This window comes from Pseudalkalibacillus berkeleyi (assembly GCF_021608225.1).
Lineage (GTDB): Bacteria > Bacillota > Bacilli > Bacillales > Fictibacillaceae > Pseudalkalibacillus > Pseudalkalibacillus berkeleyi.
In genome coordinates this window covers 2,662,811-2,679,230 of record NZ_JAKIJS010000001.1, presented here as the reverse complement: position 1 = coordinate 2,679,230, position 16,420 = coordinate 2,662,811, and the positions used below count along the sequence as shown (strand labels likewise).

General features: G+C 36.7%; 15 protein-coding genes. 8 read left to right on the top strand and 7 right to left on the bottom strand.

Annotated features, from left to right (window positions below):
- Positions 1 to 21 precede the first annotated feature (21 nt).
- The 4 genes from L2716_RS13990 to L2716_RS13975 all read right to left on the bottom strand — a co-directional run bounded on the left by L2716_RS13990 (position 22) and on the right by L2716_RS13975 (position 2,632).
- The gene (locus L2716_RS13990; RefSeq protein ID WP_236337076.1) at positions 22 to 801 is read right to left on the bottom strand and encodes a hypothetical protein; all 780 of its coding nucleotides are present in this window, start codon (positions 799 to 801) and stop codon (positions 22 to 24) included.
- A 102-nt stretch (positions 802 to 903) separates the two neighbouring features.
- Positions 904 to 1,122, bottom strand: a complete 219-nt coding sequence (locus L2716_RS13985; RefSeq protein ID WP_236337074.1) for a hypothetical protein — start codon at positions 1,120 to 1,122, stop codon at positions 904 to 906.
- Between the two features lie 13 nt (positions 1,123 to 1,135).
- Positions 1,136 to 2,221, bottom strand: coding sequence for a response regulator aspartate phosphatase (locus L2716_RS13980; protein WP_236337071.1), 1,086 nt, complete (start codon positions 2,219 to 2,221; stop codon positions 1,136 to 1,138).
- A gap of 195 nt (positions 2,222 to 2,416) precedes the next feature.
- On the bottom strand, positions 2,417 to 2,632 hold the full coding sequence (locus L2716_RS13975; RefSeq protein ID WP_236337069.1) for a hypothetical protein: 216 nt from the start codon (positions 2,630 to 2,632) through the stop codon (positions 2,417 to 2,419).
- Between the two features lie 278 nt (positions 2,633 to 2,910).
- Here L2716_RS13975 and L2716_RS13970 point away from each other — a divergent pair, with 278 nt between their 5' ends.
- The 3 genes from L2716_RS13970 to L2716_RS13960 all read left to right on the top strand — a co-directional run bounded on the left by L2716_RS13970 (position 2,911) and on the right by L2716_RS13960 (position 6,891).
- Positions 2,911 to 5,130 carry a stalk domain-containing protein gene (locus L2716_RS13970; RefSeq protein ID WP_236337067.1) on the top strand — a complete coding sequence of 740 codons (2,220 nt, stop codon included), beginning with the start codon at positions 2,911 to 2,913 and terminating at the stop codon, positions 5,128 to 5,130.
- 164 nt (positions 5,131 to 5,294) lie between these two features.
- Complete coding sequence (locus L2716_RS13965) at positions 5,295 to 5,813, top strand: RNA polymerase sigma factor (RefSeq protein WP_236337066.1); 519 nt, start codon at positions 5,295 to 5,297, stop codon at positions 5,811 to 5,813.
- Positions 5,806 to 6,891 carry a hypothetical protein gene (locus L2716_RS13960; RefSeq protein ID WP_236337057.1) on the top strand — a complete coding sequence of 362 codons (1,086 nt, stop codon included), beginning with the start codon at positions 5,806 to 5,808 and terminating at the stop codon, positions 6,889 to 6,891. The genes L2716_RS13965 and L2716_RS13960 overlap by 8 nt, the downstream gene beginning before the upstream one ends.
- A gap of 113 nt (positions 6,892 to 7,004) precedes the next feature.
- Here L2716_RS13960 and L2716_RS13955 read toward each other — a convergent pair whose 3' ends face one another.
- The 3 genes from L2716_RS13955 to L2716_RS13945 form a co-directional block, all read right to left on the bottom strand.
- On the bottom strand, positions 7,005 to 8,456 hold the full coding sequence (locus tag L2716_RS13955; protein ID WP_236337055.1) for an S-layer homology domain-containing protein: 1,452 nt from the start codon (positions 8,454 to 8,456) through the stop codon (positions 7,005 to 7,007).
- 144 nt (positions 8,457 to 8,600) lie between these two features.
- Positions 8,601 to 10,208, bottom strand: a complete 1,608-nt coding sequence (locus tag L2716_RS13950; protein WP_236337885.1) for a diguanylate cyclase — start codon at positions 10,206 to 10,208, stop codon at positions 8,601 to 8,603.
- Between the two features lie 348 nt (positions 10,209 to 10,556).
- Positions 10,557 to 11,156 (bottom strand): DUF5317 domain-containing protein, encoded by a 600-nt coding sequence (locus L2716_RS13945; RefSeq protein WP_236337045.1) that lies wholly within the window; start codon positions 11,154 to 11,156, stop codon positions 10,557 to 10,559.
- A 180-nt stretch (positions 11,157 to 11,336) separates the two neighbouring features.
- Here L2716_RS13945 and L2716_RS13940 point away from each other — a divergent pair, with 180 nt between their 5' ends.
- The 5 genes from L2716_RS13940 (at position 11,337) to galU (ending at position 16,414) form a co-directional block, all read left to right on the top strand.
- Positions 11,337 to 12,662: a UDP-glucose dehydrogenase family protein gene (locus tag L2716_RS13940; RefSeq protein WP_236337043.1), complete on the top strand. Its 1,326-nt coding sequence runs from the start codon at positions 11,337 to 11,339 to the stop codon at positions 12,660 to 12,662.
- A 286-nt stretch (positions 12,663 to 12,948) separates the two neighbouring features.
- Entirely contained in the window at positions 12,949 to 13,683 is a 735-nt protein-coding gene (locus L2716_RS13935; protein ID WP_236337041.1) for a YveK family protein, read from the top strand.
- Positions 13,673 to 14,371, top strand: coding sequence for a CpsD/CapB family tyrosine-protein kinase (locus L2716_RS13930; RefSeq protein ID WP_236337027.1), 699 nt, complete (start codon positions 13,673 to 13,675; stop codon positions 14,369 to 14,371). The genes L2716_RS13935 and L2716_RS13930 overlap by 11 nt, the downstream gene beginning before the upstream one ends.
- Positions 14,372 to 14,481: 110 nt before the next feature.
- Positions 14,482 to 15,246: a tyrosine-protein phosphatase gene (locus L2716_RS13925; protein ID WP_236337018.1), complete on the top strand. Its 765-nt coding sequence runs from the start codon at positions 14,482 to 14,484 to the stop codon at positions 15,244 to 15,246.
- A 280-nt stretch (positions 15,247 to 15,526) separates the two neighbouring features.
- Positions 15,527 to 16,414 carry a UTP--glucose-1-phosphate uridylyltransferase GalU gene (gene galU / locus L2716_RS13920; RefSeq protein ID WP_236337016.1) on the top strand — a complete coding sequence of 296 codons (888 nt, stop codon included), beginning with the start codon at positions 15,527 to 15,529 and terminating at the stop codon, positions 16,412 to 16,414.
- Positions 16,415 to 16,420 lie beyond the last annotated feature (6 nt).

The following is a 16,420-nucleotide window of genomic DNA, read 5'->3' as shown; positions in this document are numbered from 1 at the left end:
TCCCCTTGTATCTCTAAATAATTATTGACGTTTAACCGACTTAACTTTCTCATACTTCTTCAAATCTACTACTGACGTGAATCTATTATAAGATTCTCTAGGGATCTTATATGTGTAATAATGAACGACGTCACCAGCATCGACCATAATGGTTGATGTTACCTGTTCATTAGGCAAATTCTCTTCTTGAATCATAGACATCGTTGTATGTAAATACTCAAATACAGCACCGCGGTAGATTTCTCTTTTTTGATCGCTATTAACTTTGATGGTAAGGGGAATTGGAATATCAATCAGGTCCGGATATCCTTCACTAAAGTCGAACTTCTTTCCAACTGAAGCATTAGGATCAAAATAAACCATTACCCTTACAGTATCATTATCCTTCAAATTTGGGTGATGTTCTAATGCTGGATCGATTTCCTTCTTCTCTACTGGAGCCTCGTCACTTTGCCAACTTAAATGACGTTCGATTGCTGAATCAATGTCCTCTTTATAGAGCGCGTCAAGAAAGTGATCTACATATTTGCCCTGTCTATTTTTTTTGACGAGAAATGTTAAACCAGAATTGTTGATAGGGTTTGCTGCGATCGTTGAACCTACAAATTGGGTATACTCGTATTTAACATGAAATGGAATGTTATACTTTTTCTCTAGATAATCCTCTACCTTATTGGCAGATTTTCTTTCTTCCGTATTATGGTCAGTCATTATTATGAACATAAAAAGCAAATACCCTATAATAGGAACAACAATAAGAACACCGGCAAGAATACCGATCGTTTTTAAACCCTTTTTCATGATAAAAAACCCCTCGAAAAAACCAATATTTCCTATTATATCATGAGATTTCCTATGAAAATAAAAAAGCACCGTTCAAATGAACGATGCTTTAAATAGCGTTTAAGCTTCAGTTTTCTTTTCGGAATCAGGAACGATTGCTTCTCTTTGTGCTAGAAGTAGCTTTTCAGCATCAGGAACAATAGCGTCTCTCTCCACGAGCAGCTGCTTTTCTGAATCAGGTACAATCGCATCTCTTGCGTTAGTACTTAAATCAGTCATACCAAACGCAGTGAAAATAAGGCCTGTGCTGACCAGAATTAAGGATAATTTTTTCTTCATATTAATTCCCCCCTTATGCATACAGTTTTTCTTTTGCGAGTAACACTGTTTGAGAAATTCGACTTGCTTCCTCAAATTCCTGTTTTTTATGGTAGTAATTTGTCAAAAACTCACCTAAATGTGTCATTTCATCCCACATTTTATTTTCATTGAAGAATGATAATGCTTCTAAGAGTTTATGAACATGTTCAGGTAACATTTCTTCTGAATAAGTATAAAGGGTTTGGAATTTTTGATAATAGCGATGATCGTTTTCCTTCTGAGTGAGTATTAACCCATCAGTTTGATACTGTTTTGCTAGCTCTACATTATTAATAACATAGTAGAGTTTAGCCAGTTGGTAAGTGGCCTTAATCGTATATTTCGTTTGATTTTCTTTTACAAAGTAGTTTCTTGATTTATTAAAATATTGAATAGCTTCTTCATTATAATTTTGTGATTGATAGAAGAGACCTATGTTATAGAGTGTTGTATGTTTATATTCTTCGTCGTTAAAGTGATCACAATAGTGTAATGCGTTATGGAAATGAATCTCTGCCTCTTCAAATTCCTTAATATCTTGTAGATTTAACCCCAGTAGAAGCTCACAGTCTGCGCTTCTCTTATACTGATAATTCTTCTGGAAAATGGTTAACGCACTCTCCAAGTGTTTAATCGATAAAGCGTTTTTGAAAAGCTCATAATAAGAGGCTGCCATCTTGTAATGGAACTCACCAATCTCGTCTCGGTGTTCTGTGAAAATTATGTATGGTTGAGCTTTCTTGAAGCTTTCAATCGAATCTTGGTAATCATTCAGAATGTAGTAATAGATTCCCTTGAAGCTGTAATAGTAGTACTGAAGAAGTTCATTAGTTTCTTGAAAAGGTTCTAGATCCTTAAGCACTTCTTTAGCTGAATTCGTATCCTTTGATAGTAGATGGTAGCGGAACAAGATAAGTTTATAGTGCTTGGATGCATACGGATCTTCTTCAATAGTTGATAAACTACCTTTTAACTCTTCTTTGATCGACATCGCTTTTTCAGTGTGAAAGGCTTTGATAACTTCATACCATTGATCAATTCTTTCACTTATCGTCGTCGACTTTACAGTGATCGACATGAAATCCCTCCTAATTCTTTTTTAAAATACAAAATATTCTAAAATTAAACCATATGTATAATAATACTATAAATTTCCAATTAATAACTTGGGAAAATGGACATAAAAAGTTATGAAATATCGCCTAAGTCCTAGGTGGATTTTCCCAATATTACCGAAAATATTTTAGAAGAAACACAGTGGAAGGGAAAAGTATTAATCATTAAAGTGATATTGAATGATGAGTAAAAACATGCCCGATACAAAAGAACCGAAACCTATTAAGATGATAATAATAGATCTAACTACATAGTCGTAGTAATACAAATCACCCCAATAATCTATGTAATCCGTCCATTTATCTGCAATGTCTGGACTGAATATCATTAACAGTAGACCAACAATAATGAAAATCACGCCATCATACCTCATAAGCCCCCCCTTTTTGTACTCAACATTAATACATCCATTAAATTCCACCTATTTAACTTTATTATAATTCTGATAATTCAAGACTATTAATGTGAATTGCTTGCGTAACCTCGTTCGTCTAATGTATAAACACACCAATGTTCACAATTCTTCGTCTACAATTAGTGCTATAATACGATAGTAGTTACATATCTATGAATCTTGTAAAAAGGGGGCGAGTCTGAGCATCTGAGACTACTCTTGAGAATCCAATACTACATAGGGGGATACTAAAGCAAATGAATTTAAGAAAGCTGTTTCAACACTTTCTCATATGCGGTTTAGTGCTAATCGCAGGGGGACTCGTGTTATCACCATCGTCGGCTAAAGCTGCAGACACAGTCGATCCATACCAAACTTATACATACAATGAAATGGTCCGAGACATCAAAGCATTAAAGAAGAAGTATCCAGCACTCATCTCTTATAAAGTTATTGGGAAGAGTGAATGGGGCAATGACATTTATGCCGTTTCTTTAGGGACAGGAAAAGCGGAAATTTTCATTAACGGCTCCCATCATGCAAGAGAATGGTTAACAACCAACTTGAACATGTACATGATTGATCAATATGCACAAGCCTATTACGGTAACAAATCGATCGGGGGCTATAACGTAAAAAGTACGTTAAGCAAGACGAAGATCTGGTTTGTACCTATGGTTAATCCAGACGGCGTCACTCTTCAACAAGAAGGTTTAAATGCATTTCCACAAAGCTATCACGATGATTTGCTTCAAATGAATTACTGGAGCAGAGATTTTACGAGGTGGAAAGCTAACGGTAAGGGTGTTGACCTAAACCGTCAGTATAATGCAGATTGGGCAAATATTAAGAACAATACTGGTCATCCAAGCTGGAAGAATTACAAAGGAGAAGCACCCCATACAGCTGATGAAGCCAAGACAATCGTTAACTTCACACATGAAATCGATCCTGAAGTTGCAGTCGCTTATCATAGTGCAGGAAAAATTCTTTTCTGGAACTTCCATCAATCGGGTAGCAGATACGACCGAGACCATCAATTTGCAAAAAAGATTGGTAGTATGACAGGTTATCGACTCATCTACCCTGGTCCAAACCCATCAGGTGGTGGTTATACCGATTGGTTTATCAGCAAATTTAAACGTCCAGGAATTACTGTTGAAATTGGAAATTATCCTGGAGAACGCCATCTACCAATCTATGAATTTGGTCCTACATGGCAACAAAATAAAGCGGTTGGACTTTATGCAGCAAAAAAAGGCTACGACCTATACTACGCTAAACATAAGGACGATCCAATTGAAGTAACAGTTGAAATAGACGGTAAAAAACAAGATTTTGATCAGTCAGCTATCCTTGAAAATGGAAGAACGCTTGTACCACTTAGAGGAGTCTTTGAGCAACTAGGTGCTGATATTAAGTGGGAACAATCGACTGAAACCGTCTATATTACTAAAGGCGATAAGAAAATTTCACTTAAAGTAGGATCTAAGACAGCCTACATTAATGGTAAAAAAGTGACGCTAGATGTAGCATCGAAAATGATAAGTTATCGCACGATGGTTCCGTTACGTTTCGTAACTGAAGCGCTAGGAGCAAAGGTTTATTGGGATAGTAGTACATTAACTGCTTCAATTGAAACACCAGTAGAAGAAGAACCTACACCAGATCCAGAGTATTTAGAAGTTGGAAACAAGAAATATCGTATTGTAACGGTAATTATTGATGGAAAAGAACAGGAATACGACACACCAGCCATCTCCATTGACTATCGTACGATGATTCCAATTAGAGGAAGCCTTGATCAGCTTGGTGCTGAATTCTCATGGAATCAAGAAAAGCAACAAGCAACGGTAACGACTGAAGATAAGACAATCGTACTTACAATTGGTTCTAAAACAGCGGTCGTAAACGGAGAAGAAGTTGAGCTTGATGTACCAGCTCAAGAAATTAACGGTAGAACACTTGTACCACTGCGATTCTTGTCTGAAACGCTAAATACCGAAGACATCAAATGGGATAGCGAAACGTACACCGTAACCATCACAACTAAGACAGAACCGGCAGCAACAAGCGAACCGGAAACTGAACCAACGAACGAAGAAACTAAAGAACCAACTGAACAAAAAGAAGAAACGGATCAAAACGTAGAAGAAAGTAAAGAAGAACAACCTACGACAGATCCAAGCAATACAGAAGAAAAGCCTGAGACAGATCCAAGCAATACAGAAGAAAAGCCTGAGACAGATGAAAGTGGTACACCATCTGATCAAAATGCAGAAGAAAAACCTGAAGGAGAAAAGTCTAAGGAAGAACAGCCTGCTGAAGGTGAACCAGAAGATGGGGAACCAACAGAAGAGCAACCTAAAGACGAAGACCCGAAAGAAGAACAACCAGAAGACCCTAGTAAAGATGGAACTAACACTGAAGAAACACCTGCAGATAAAAATCCATCTGAAACAAAGGATGCCGCATAATATCACCAAAGAAGCTAATCTGGAACCACCAGATTAGCTTCTTTATTTAAAGACTGGTTTAATGCTTATTTTCCGTTGCCTAAATTTCATTAAAAGTTTTAAGCCATTTTACATGTTTATTTGTCTAATAAATAGATGGTGCAAAACAGAAAGGGTGAATACTGATGATTCATTTAATAACAAAAGCCCAAAAGGGAAATGAGCGAGCCTTTTTAAAGCTATTTCAGAAATATGAAGCAGATATTTATCGGATGGCTTATGTGTATGTAAAAAATGAAAATGATGCATTAGATGTTGTTCAGGAAGTAGCATATCGTTCCTTTAAAAAAATTGAAACTCTAAAAAATCCTAAGTATTTCAAAACGTGGTTAATAAAAATCACCATTACTTGTTCTATTGACATCATTCGTAAAAACAAAAAAGTGGTTCATTTAAAACCAGAATCTCATGAACAGATCGGCATAGAGGATAAAGACATATCTCTATCGATTACATTGCAAGAATTCTTGGAGCAGCTAAATGAACATGAGAGAAGTATCGTGATGCTGAAGTACTATGAAGGATATACATTTAAGGAAATATCGAAGCTTTTAAATTTACCTTTAGGAACAGTGAAATCGGTCCTTTATCGTTCAATTCATAAACTTCAAAAGGAATTTAAGGAGGCTGATTTTCATGAGTAACTTTAAAAGAGAAGTAGAAAAGATTAACATTCCTAATAATCTACACGATCGAGCAAAGCTCGGAGTTAAACATGCAAAAAATGATTTAAAAGGTAAAAATAATACGAAAAAAAGACTTTCACTCATTGCAGCATCTTGTTTGATTACGTTTTCGGCAATAACCTATACACCGGTAGGAGCAGCAATTAAACAAGCATATGATAAAATCTTTGAGAGTCAACACATTGATGATCCAGGTCTAAAAGTTGCATTAAAAGATGGTCATGGACAAACCATTAGTCAAACATATTATGATAAACAAAATGATATTGCAGTAAATTTTGAGAATGTGATGACAGATAATGCTGAGACAAAACTGTTATTGACCTTTAATAGTAATACTACAGATTTAGAAAATTACTATATTGACATCTATGAAGGTACTAGTAAAGTTTATTTAATAACAGATGATGGTCAGAGACAAGAGCTTGATAATATCGGTTGGGGAAGCAGACATTACAATAAAGAAGAAAACAAAGTTGCGACAGCATTATCATTTGATTCTATTAAGGAATATGAAGGACAAAACATTCGTATAGAAATTGAAAACATCACTATATGGGACAAAAAAGGAATGGACGAAGTTAAGACCGTATGGCCTCTCGAGTTCAACTTAGATAAATCCTACATCACAGACCGTGAAATTGTTGAGATGAATAAAGAATTCACATTTAAAAATGAAACATACACCATTGAAAGAGTCGAGTATTCTGAACTAGAAACAAGGCTTGTAATTAGAGGCTCCGACATGATCTATACAGATCAAGATGGAAATCAATATCAAACCAAAAGCAAACTAGAACATCAATTTTTAAATGCCCGACAAATAAACCAAGGTTCTGGTTATACCGTAGCTGAAGGAAAATCTGGCGTGTTTCTAGATGCTAGTGGAGAAAGAATCGTTCCAAACTTTAGTAAGGGCGAAATAGAAAGTAAACTTGGGGTTTTCATAATGGTCTTTGCACCAGTTAAAGACCGTTCAAATGTTGTCCTTGAGGTTGGAGAAGACATGGAAATTCCATTGATTGTTGAGGAGTAAGTTACGTACCAGGTACAATTTAATTTGTACTTGTTTGGTAGGCCTTTCAAGTTTCATTTAATAGCAAGAAGCCTTAAAAAAACCAGAATCCGAACGGATTCTGGTTTTTAAGTTTATTTATATTGAATTGATCTTCCCATAAACACGGCGAATTGTTCACGGGTAATCTTATCATCAGGACCGAATTTCGTCTTTGTCACACCGGCTGTGATTTCTGCATCATATAAGCGTGTGACAGCTTCATCATACCAGCTTCCATTTTTCACATCAGTAAATGGATGATCATTTGATGCTTTAGGGAATTCGTAAACCCTTTGTAGTACGACAGCCATTTGTGCTCTTGTGAGTGTTGCATCAGGATCGAATTTTGTTTCTTTTACTCCTACGAATAGACCTTCATCTACTGCAGCTGCAATGTCGTCATAGTATTTATGATCTTTAGGTACATCGGTAAACCCAGGGTCTGGTCGGTTCTCAGTTGAAATGTTCTTCGCTCTGTTCATTAGGATTGCTGCATGAGCTCGAGTTAAATTCTTACCAAGACCAAACTGTCCATTACCCATCCCGTACAATAGTGTAGAGTCATAAAGGTAGTAGATGTGATCCTCAGCCCAGTAATTAGCAGGTACATCTTTAAATTTAAACTTCAGAAAGCTTGAGGCAACATATCCTGTTGATCCATCGCTACGCTTCACAGGGTACCAAACATAGTGGTTTTTCCTGTCAGCAACCTTTTCATATACAAAAGGTCCGTTAACCGTAAGTACTTCTCCTTCTTGAAGGGACGCTTTTATCGATGTATCAGTAGATGGTCCAGTACGTAACCGTGTTGCAGTCGTCGTTTTCACTTGATCATCTTTCAAAAATCGATGCTTCGTTTTAGTAAGAGGTATTGTGAAATGATAGTCCATCGTAATGAACTCTATGTTTTTGCTGCTGTTACTATCATATTTAAAGTCAGAACTCTTAAATGGTAGAGTTTGAGGCTTTATTAAGCCCAAATCATCTATGATTTTTAATACTTTCTCTTGATAAGCATCTGTATTCCTATCACCAGTTGATTGAACGATAGGACTATTCACTGGCTTCGTGCCGTTGTATGCCATAATTGCAAAATACCAATGTTCTAACACATCTCGATCACCTGCATTGATGGAAGGTAAGTCACTACGACGATACATTTCATCAAGTACTTTGACACCTGCTTCAATATTATAGACGATGTCATTTTTTAACTTCTCTTCGTCATATCCTGATTTATTTGTAATCTGCATAATTCCGATTCCATTATCTGAAGTAACAATTGGATCTCCGTTACTATCAAATTGACGCCAATTCCCACTTTCACCTTCAGCAATTGCTTTAACAATTTCAGGTGGAACATTCTTTGCTAAAGCAGCTTCTGTCAATAAACAATTTGTCGTACTCATATCCGGGTTTTCACCATTAACCGGAGTGTAACTACACTTGCTAGAAATACTTTCTGCACTCGCTTCCCCTTGGTTAACTAAAGCAAAAATACAAGCTAGAGCCACACCCAAAACAACCTTTACAAAATACTTCAAAATTTAACACACCTTCCATACAATACCAATTTAAAGATACTATTATCCTAACATGAATCTGGTAGACTACCAACCTAAAATTTACCTATAAAACAAAAAACTCTCCCACTTTCGGAGAGTTTTTTTGTGCATCTATTCATTCATTCAAACCATCACTTCTTCTTCCATATAACATTCTTCAATCATTTCAATAAATGGTTCTACTAGGTCGGGATCGAATTGGGTTCCTGAGCAGCGGCGTAATTCATTGATCGCTTCTTGGAATGTTTTCGTCGGTTGGTAAGGACGTTCAGTTGTCATGGCATCAAAGGAATCTAAGATACAGAGGACTCTTGCTAGTTTCGGTATCGAATATCCTTTCAAACCATAGGGATAACCCTTACCATCAAATCGTTCGTGATGAAGCTCTACCAATGGGATGATATCCTCAAAACCTTTTATAGATTGGACCCAATCCTTACCCCATGTAACGTGTTTCTTCATCATTTCCCATTCATCTAATGATAGTTTACCAGCTTTTGTCAAAAGCTCACGTGGTACTTCTATTTTACCAATATCATGAACAAGTGAACCAAGTATGAGCAATTGTTTCTCTTTCTTTGTAAGGTCAATCCGTTTACTGAATTCATTCGCATAGTCATGAACCCGGTTCGAATGGCGATAAGTCATTAAGTCCTTTGTAAGGAAAATATCGACTTGTTGTTTTGCGAGCTTTAACTTTTCGTCACAAAAGATCGCATCGCCATACATGGAATCTTCATCTAAACGGCTGATCATGTTTTTCCCTTTTCTTTTTGCGAGATACATCGCCAAGTCTGTCTTATGTAAGAAGTCAGCACTCGTGCCCTCTTTATATTGGAAAACACCACCTGAGAAGGAAAGACATCCATATGGAAATACTTCTACACCCTCATAGTAAGTATCATTCATTTTCTTTCGTAACGTATTCAACCTCTTAAAGGCAAGATCTTCAGAAGTATTAGGCATAAGAATGACGAATTCTTCTCCACCGTAACGCGCAACAATATCCTTTTGATCGGCAGAATCTTGGATTAGGGTTCCAACATTCTTCAACAACTTGTCGCCTTCTAAATGCCCGAACGTATCATTGAACTTCTTAAAGTCATCTATATCAATAATCGCCATGCTGATTGGTTGGTGGCTATCAATAGCATCTTGAACCTTCTCTTCAAGTAACTCTTTGAAACAACCGTGGTTATAGAGCCCTGTTAACTGGTCGCGATTCGCTTTTTCAGATACTTTTTGATATAAGTTGAAGTACTGCCTGAAAGCGAGTGACAGTAGCACACCGAGGGTAGTAAACAACAACAAACCGATGTAAACTTGGACTTCCATTAAGAAAGATAGGACAAGTGAAAGGACGAGTGTAATGAAATAACTACTTGTCCCTTCCATTAATATGCCGCGAATTTCGTCTGAGAGCCCTTTCTTGATTGTGAGAAAAAAGTATACACCAATCATAGAAACGTTCATACCGAAGTAGATTGTTAAGGCAACTACGTACGGCATTAGATTGTTAGTCTCTATGGGTCCTTGATCACCACCGATAAAAGTGAAAGCGCTACTTGCTGACATCAGCATCATTGCATATAGTGAGAAGTTAAATACATGCTTCCACCATTGAATATTTCTCTGTAAAAACACGAAGAAGATTGTTGTAATGAACAATAATTGTAAACTTGCTGATACCCCATAAATGAAGAGTACACTCAAGAATACAGGCGAATCCATCGTCAAAGAATTGCCTCTTGGTGGCATTAAAATTGAAAAATGATTAAGTAATAATATGATAGCGATTAAAAAAATGAATAAGATCCAAGGTAAATAAGGAAAATTCACCTTAAATAGGTGTAACGATGACATCGTCAATCCTGTTACGCTTATCAGCGCCAGGTATGTATTGACAGGTATGAATAATTTCTTAAGTATATGCATAGGGAATCACCCTCGTATCTAATTAATAATAGGAGAAGCTCATTCAGCTCCTCCCGAACTAAGTATTAAACCAATTTGAACCCAGAAGTTAGTGCTACTACTGCAGTACCGATTACGAATAAATTCATAAGTACAGTTTTCATTTTAACTGACATGTTCTTCACCTCCTTTACGTAACAATGACCATCGATTACGTGTTTGGAGTTTGTTCACCATCAACATTTGAATGAATAGGAAGATACCGATATTCATAATGATGTCACCGATACTAATGACTTGATCCCTTGGATAAAACTCAGGTAGAGGTATGACATCGCCCAAAAATCCAAACTTAGTATCCTCTGTCAAAGGCGTATGTTTACCGTAATAACCTTCCTGCAGGGCTTGGCCATATGCAGGATCGAGTACGCCAGCAGCTTCAAGTGAAACAGGCATTCGTCCACCGTTTGCACCCATGACGACAAAGTTCAACAGAACACCGATCAATATAAGCCAAATGCCGAGACCGAGCTTTCGATTGACCCAGAGCAATGTGAGTCCTACGATATAAATACCGATAAATATATAGTTACTTACAGTACCGAGTAGCTCGTATTTATTTTGCAGTAGGAAGATCACCCATTGCGAGAGCAATAAGACTGGAAACACCCAACCATGCTTAATATGTAAATCTCCAAATCCTTTCAAGTTTCCTTTCCGAAGAAAACCGACTAATATTGCAAGAAGAATGCCATCAAAGACCATGTATGTGCTCCTTTTAATGAAGAAATTGTCTGTTAACGTTTATATCGGATTAAGATTTAGGGAATTATGGGGAAATATGACTAATTATAAATAATACTAAAGTACTATTTCGGGCAAGCGCATAATACGAAATACTTTTATAAAATACTTACACTCATGCTATAGAAGGTGAAAAAACAGATGAAAATTGCGGTAGTTGGAACAGGATACGTAGGTCTTGTCACTGGTGTTAGCTTGGCGGAAATTGGGCATCAAGTGACATGTATCGATATTGACCATGAAAAAGTTAAAAAAATGAAAGCGGGAATCTCACCGATTTATGAGCCAGGATTAGAAGAAATGATGCAAAGGAATATCGAAGCTGGTCGATTAACGTTTACCTCTAATTACAGTAGAGGTGTAAAATCTGCTGAAGTTGTTTATATTGCTGTAGGAACACCTCAAAATGAAGACGGCTCAGCTAATCTCACTTACTTGGAGGAAGCAGTTAAATCAGTTGCAACTCAAATAACACAATCGATTTTCCTTGTTATTAAAAGCACAGTACCAGTAGGAACAAACAATTATATGAAGCAATATGTAAAAAAACACTTAAAAGAAGATGTGAAAGTAGAGGTTGTTTCCAATCCAGAGTTCCTGAGAGAAGGATCAGCTGTTAGAGATACGTTCGAAGGAGACCGCATCGTAATCGGAACGGATTCAAAGAAAGCAGCTGAATTAATGGAGGAAGTCAATCGACCATTTAACATTCCGATATACAAAACGGACATGAGAAGTGCTGAAATGATTAAATATGCTTCTAATGCTTTTTTGGCTACAAAGATCAGTTTTATAAATGAAATATCAAACATATGTGAGAAAACTGGGGCAAATGTGGAAGATGTTGCGAAAGGTATGGGGATGGACCAACGAATCGGTAATCAGTTCTTACAAGCCGGAATTGGTTATGGGGGCTCCTGCTTTCCAAAAGATACAAAAGCGCTCGTTCAACTAGCCGGTAACGTCGAGCATAATTTTGAACTTCTGAAATCTGTCATCAAGGTAAACAACTATCAACAAAAATTACTCGTTGAAAAAGCCATGAAACGGCTCGGTTCTTTAAAAGGAAAGAAAATAGCTGTCTTGGGACTTTCCTTTAAACCAAACACGGACGATGTTAGAGAGTCTGCGTCCATTCATGTTGTTAATGAGCTCATATCTCAAGATGCTTCTGTGGTTGCTTACGACCCGATTGCAAATGAAAATGCGAAAGAATTACTTCCGCCATCAACAATTTTTGCTGAATCAATTAGTGATGCAATAATTAATGCTGATTGTGCTTTGATTCTCACTGACTGGAAAGAAATCATCAAATTTCCATTACAACATTATCAGGAAGAAATGAGTTATCCACTTATATTTGATGGACGTAATTGTTATGCATTAGAGTCAGCAAAAGTTGCTGAATTAGAGTACCATTCCATTGGCCGCCCCATCATTAATGAAACTAGAACTTCTAGCATGTAAACAGCGCTAGAAGTTTTTTTAGAATATTTTTTCAATTTAATTCCAATCCTCTTATTTTGTTTAGGATAATAGAAAAACAAACATTAGGAGTAAATAACCATAAAGAATTTCTAAATAGGAACGATATATAGTATGTAATACATTTGTATGATTTCGTATGGTGAAATACCTATTTTTACATAGTTTTTACATAAAGTTTGATAATTATAGCTAAAAATTCCAACGTACTATGCTATAATTCAACAAGATGACTAGAGAGATTAAGTAAAAGGGGATAGGAGAAAACATGGAAGAAACGATTAGTTTGAAGGAGTTATTCGACACGTTGAAAAAGCGTTTCGCAATGATTCTATTAATTACAGTTATTGCAATAGCAATCAGTGGGATTATCAGTTATATGTTCTTAACACCAATCTATCAATCTTCAACACAAATACTCGTCAACCAATCAAACGAGGGACAACAAAATTATGACATCAATCAAGTTAGAACAAATGTCGAAATGATTAATACATACCGAGTCATTATTAAGAGCCCGACAATTTTAGAGAAAGTCCAACAAGATCTTGGACTAGAAGAGTCTACGAGCCAATTGAATAATGTCGTTACAGTAAACAGTGAACAAAACTCTCAAGTTTTCACTGTATCGGTTCAACATGCTGAACCTGAAATGGTAGCAGAAATCGCAAATTCTGTAGCAAGTACATTTGAATCTGAAATCAAGACAATTATGAATGTAGATAATGTGAAAATTTTATCGAAAGCAGAAGTCCCAATAAGTCCAATAAAACCGAGCCCAATGCTAAACATGGCAATTGCGTTAGTTGTTGGATTAATGGCTGGTGTCGGCCTTGCATTCTTACTCGAATACATTGATAACACGATTAAAAATGAACAAGATATTGAAAAGCAGTTAGACCTACCGGTACTCGGTGTCATAGCAGAGATGAACGAAAAGCAAATACAACAATCTAACCGAATGAGTAAAGCTAGGGTAGGGAGTGAACGTTTTGAAGCGTAAACAGAAAAGAGCGGTAAGAGATTTTAAAGAGCGTAGCTTAATTACACACTATAATTCAAAGTCCCCGATCTCAGAACAATATCGTACAATCCGTTCCAATATTCACTTTTCATCAATTGATGAGGAGTATCGAACACTGATGGTGACATCCTCAGGTCCAGGAGAAGGCAAATCCACTACAACAGCAAACCTTGCCGTCGTTATGGCGCAGCAAGGAAAACGCGTATTGTTAATTGACGCAGATTTAAGAAAACCTACAGCACACTATACATTCAGGGTGAGTAATGCTAAAGGTCTTACGAATGTATTGACGAAACAAACGACCTTACTTGAAACAGTTACACAAACGGAAGTAGAACGCTTACACATTTTGCCAAGTGGTCCAGTACCACCAAATCCTGCTGAATTACTAGGATCTAGAATGATGCAAGAAATGACGAAAGAAGCATTAAATGATTTTGATCTAATCATATTCGACACACCTCCAGTACTAGCGGTTACAGATGCGCAAATACTCGCCAATACATGCGATGGTGTCGTCTTGGTAGTTGGAAGTGGTGTAACGGAAAATGAGGCAGCTCAGAAATCTAAAGAGTTACTCGTTTCAGCAAAAGCGAAATTACTAGGTGTTGTATTAAACCGTAAAAAGATGAGCGATAAAAATTATTACTATTATTATGGAAATTAGACAAAATTAGACACGATATACCATTGATTACCATTATAGTTATGGTAAGATAATATATGCAAGATTGATTAAATAGGATAATAGTCTGTATTTGTTTAGGGGTGTAAAAAATGATTGATATACATTGTCATATCTTGCCTGGAATTGATGATGGGGCAAGCCAATATGAAGATAGTATGAACATGGCTAAAAAAGCTATAGAAGAAGGTATAACGACCATTATTGCCACCCCTCACCACAATCATCATTTCCCAAACCACGGATTAGAAATTGAGAATCATGTAGCTAGATTAAATGAAAAATTGAAGGAAAACCATATAGAAATAGAAGTGATTCAAGGACAAGAACCTAGAATTACAGCGGACTTTATTGAAGAGTTAAACCGGGGGGAAATCTTAACATTAGGTAATCAAAGAAAGTATGTACATATTGAATTGCCCTCGAACCAAGTTCCAAGACACACTAAGTCTATTATTTTTGAATTACAACTAATGGGGATTACACCAATTATTGTGCACCCTGAACGGAATACGAAATTAACAGAGAATCCAGACTTACTATTTGAGCTCGTCAATGAAGGTGCACTAACACAAGTGACAGCTGCTAGTGTAGTAGGGAACTTCGGGAAAAACATACAAAAGTTCTCATATCAGATTATTGAGCATAATCTAAGTCACTTCATCGCAAGTGACGCACATAATATTTCGAACCGATCCTTTCATTTGCGGGGGGCATATGAAGCGATTGAAAAGAAATTTGGTATTAAAAAACGTTATGAATTGCAAGAGAACCCAGCACTTTTAATAAATGGCGAATCAATAACAGCTAGTACACCAGAACCAATTAAACGACGGAAAATACTTGGACTATTTTAATAAAAATTTTTAATGTTTTCACTGGTAATGCCTCCTAACCACTATCAACGGAGGCACTCGGCTAGGCTGTGGGTGTTTTTTGACACCTTAGACACTTGTTGTCATTGGTTTGGTGTGAGGTGGGGTTCAATGCCCCATCATGTTATAACTAAATTTATATATAAATGATGAATTTATAGGAGGATTTCTTACAATGAATAAGAGATTAGGCTTACGCTTCTTATTTAGTGTAAGGGATGTATATAGAAGGTAGTCAGTTTTAAAGGGGATGTGTTTTCATATGAAAAAAGTTAAAAAAGCCATCATTCCGGCAGCGGGTCTTGGGACAAGGTTCTTACCAGCAACAAAAGCAATGCCGAAAGAAATGCTACCAATTGTCGATAAACCGACAATCCAATACATCGTTGAAGAAGCAATTGCATCGGGCATAGAGGATATCATCATCGTTACTGGTAAGGGCAAAAGAGCGATTGAAGATCATTTCGACCATTCATTTGAATTAGAGCACAACCTATTTCAAAAAGGAAAACTTGAGTTACTTGAAAAAGTACAAGAATCTTCAAGGATGGCAGATATCCATTACATAAGACAGAAGGAACCAAAGGGTTTAGGACATGCGGTTTGGTGTGCAAGGAAGTTTATTGGAGATGAGCCATTTGCGGTGTTATTGGGGGATGACATCGTCCAAGCGGACGAGCCGTGCTTAAAGCAATTAATCAATCAATATGAAGAAACGGCTTCATCAGTGATTGGGGTACAAACCGTTCCGTCAGAACATACGAATCGGTACGGAATTATTGATCCTAATAATAAGGAAGGAAGACGGTACAAGGTCAACAATTTTGTTGAAAAGCCTAAAGAAAACCCACCGTCTAACCTAGCAATTATGGGACGTTATATTTTAACACCGGAAATATTCGATTTCTTGGAAAAACAAGAACTAGGTGCCGGTGGGGAAATTCAACTCACCGATGCGATCCAAGGTTTAAATCAACTACAAAACGTATTTGCATATGACTTTGAAGGTATACGTTATGATGTCGGGGAAAAACTAGGATTTATTATGACGACCATTCAATTTGCGATAAACAACCCAGAGTTAAGAAACAGTGTATTAACTGAGTTGGATCAACTAATTGAAAGAGAAAAGATTAATACTAGAGGGTGAGGTGGA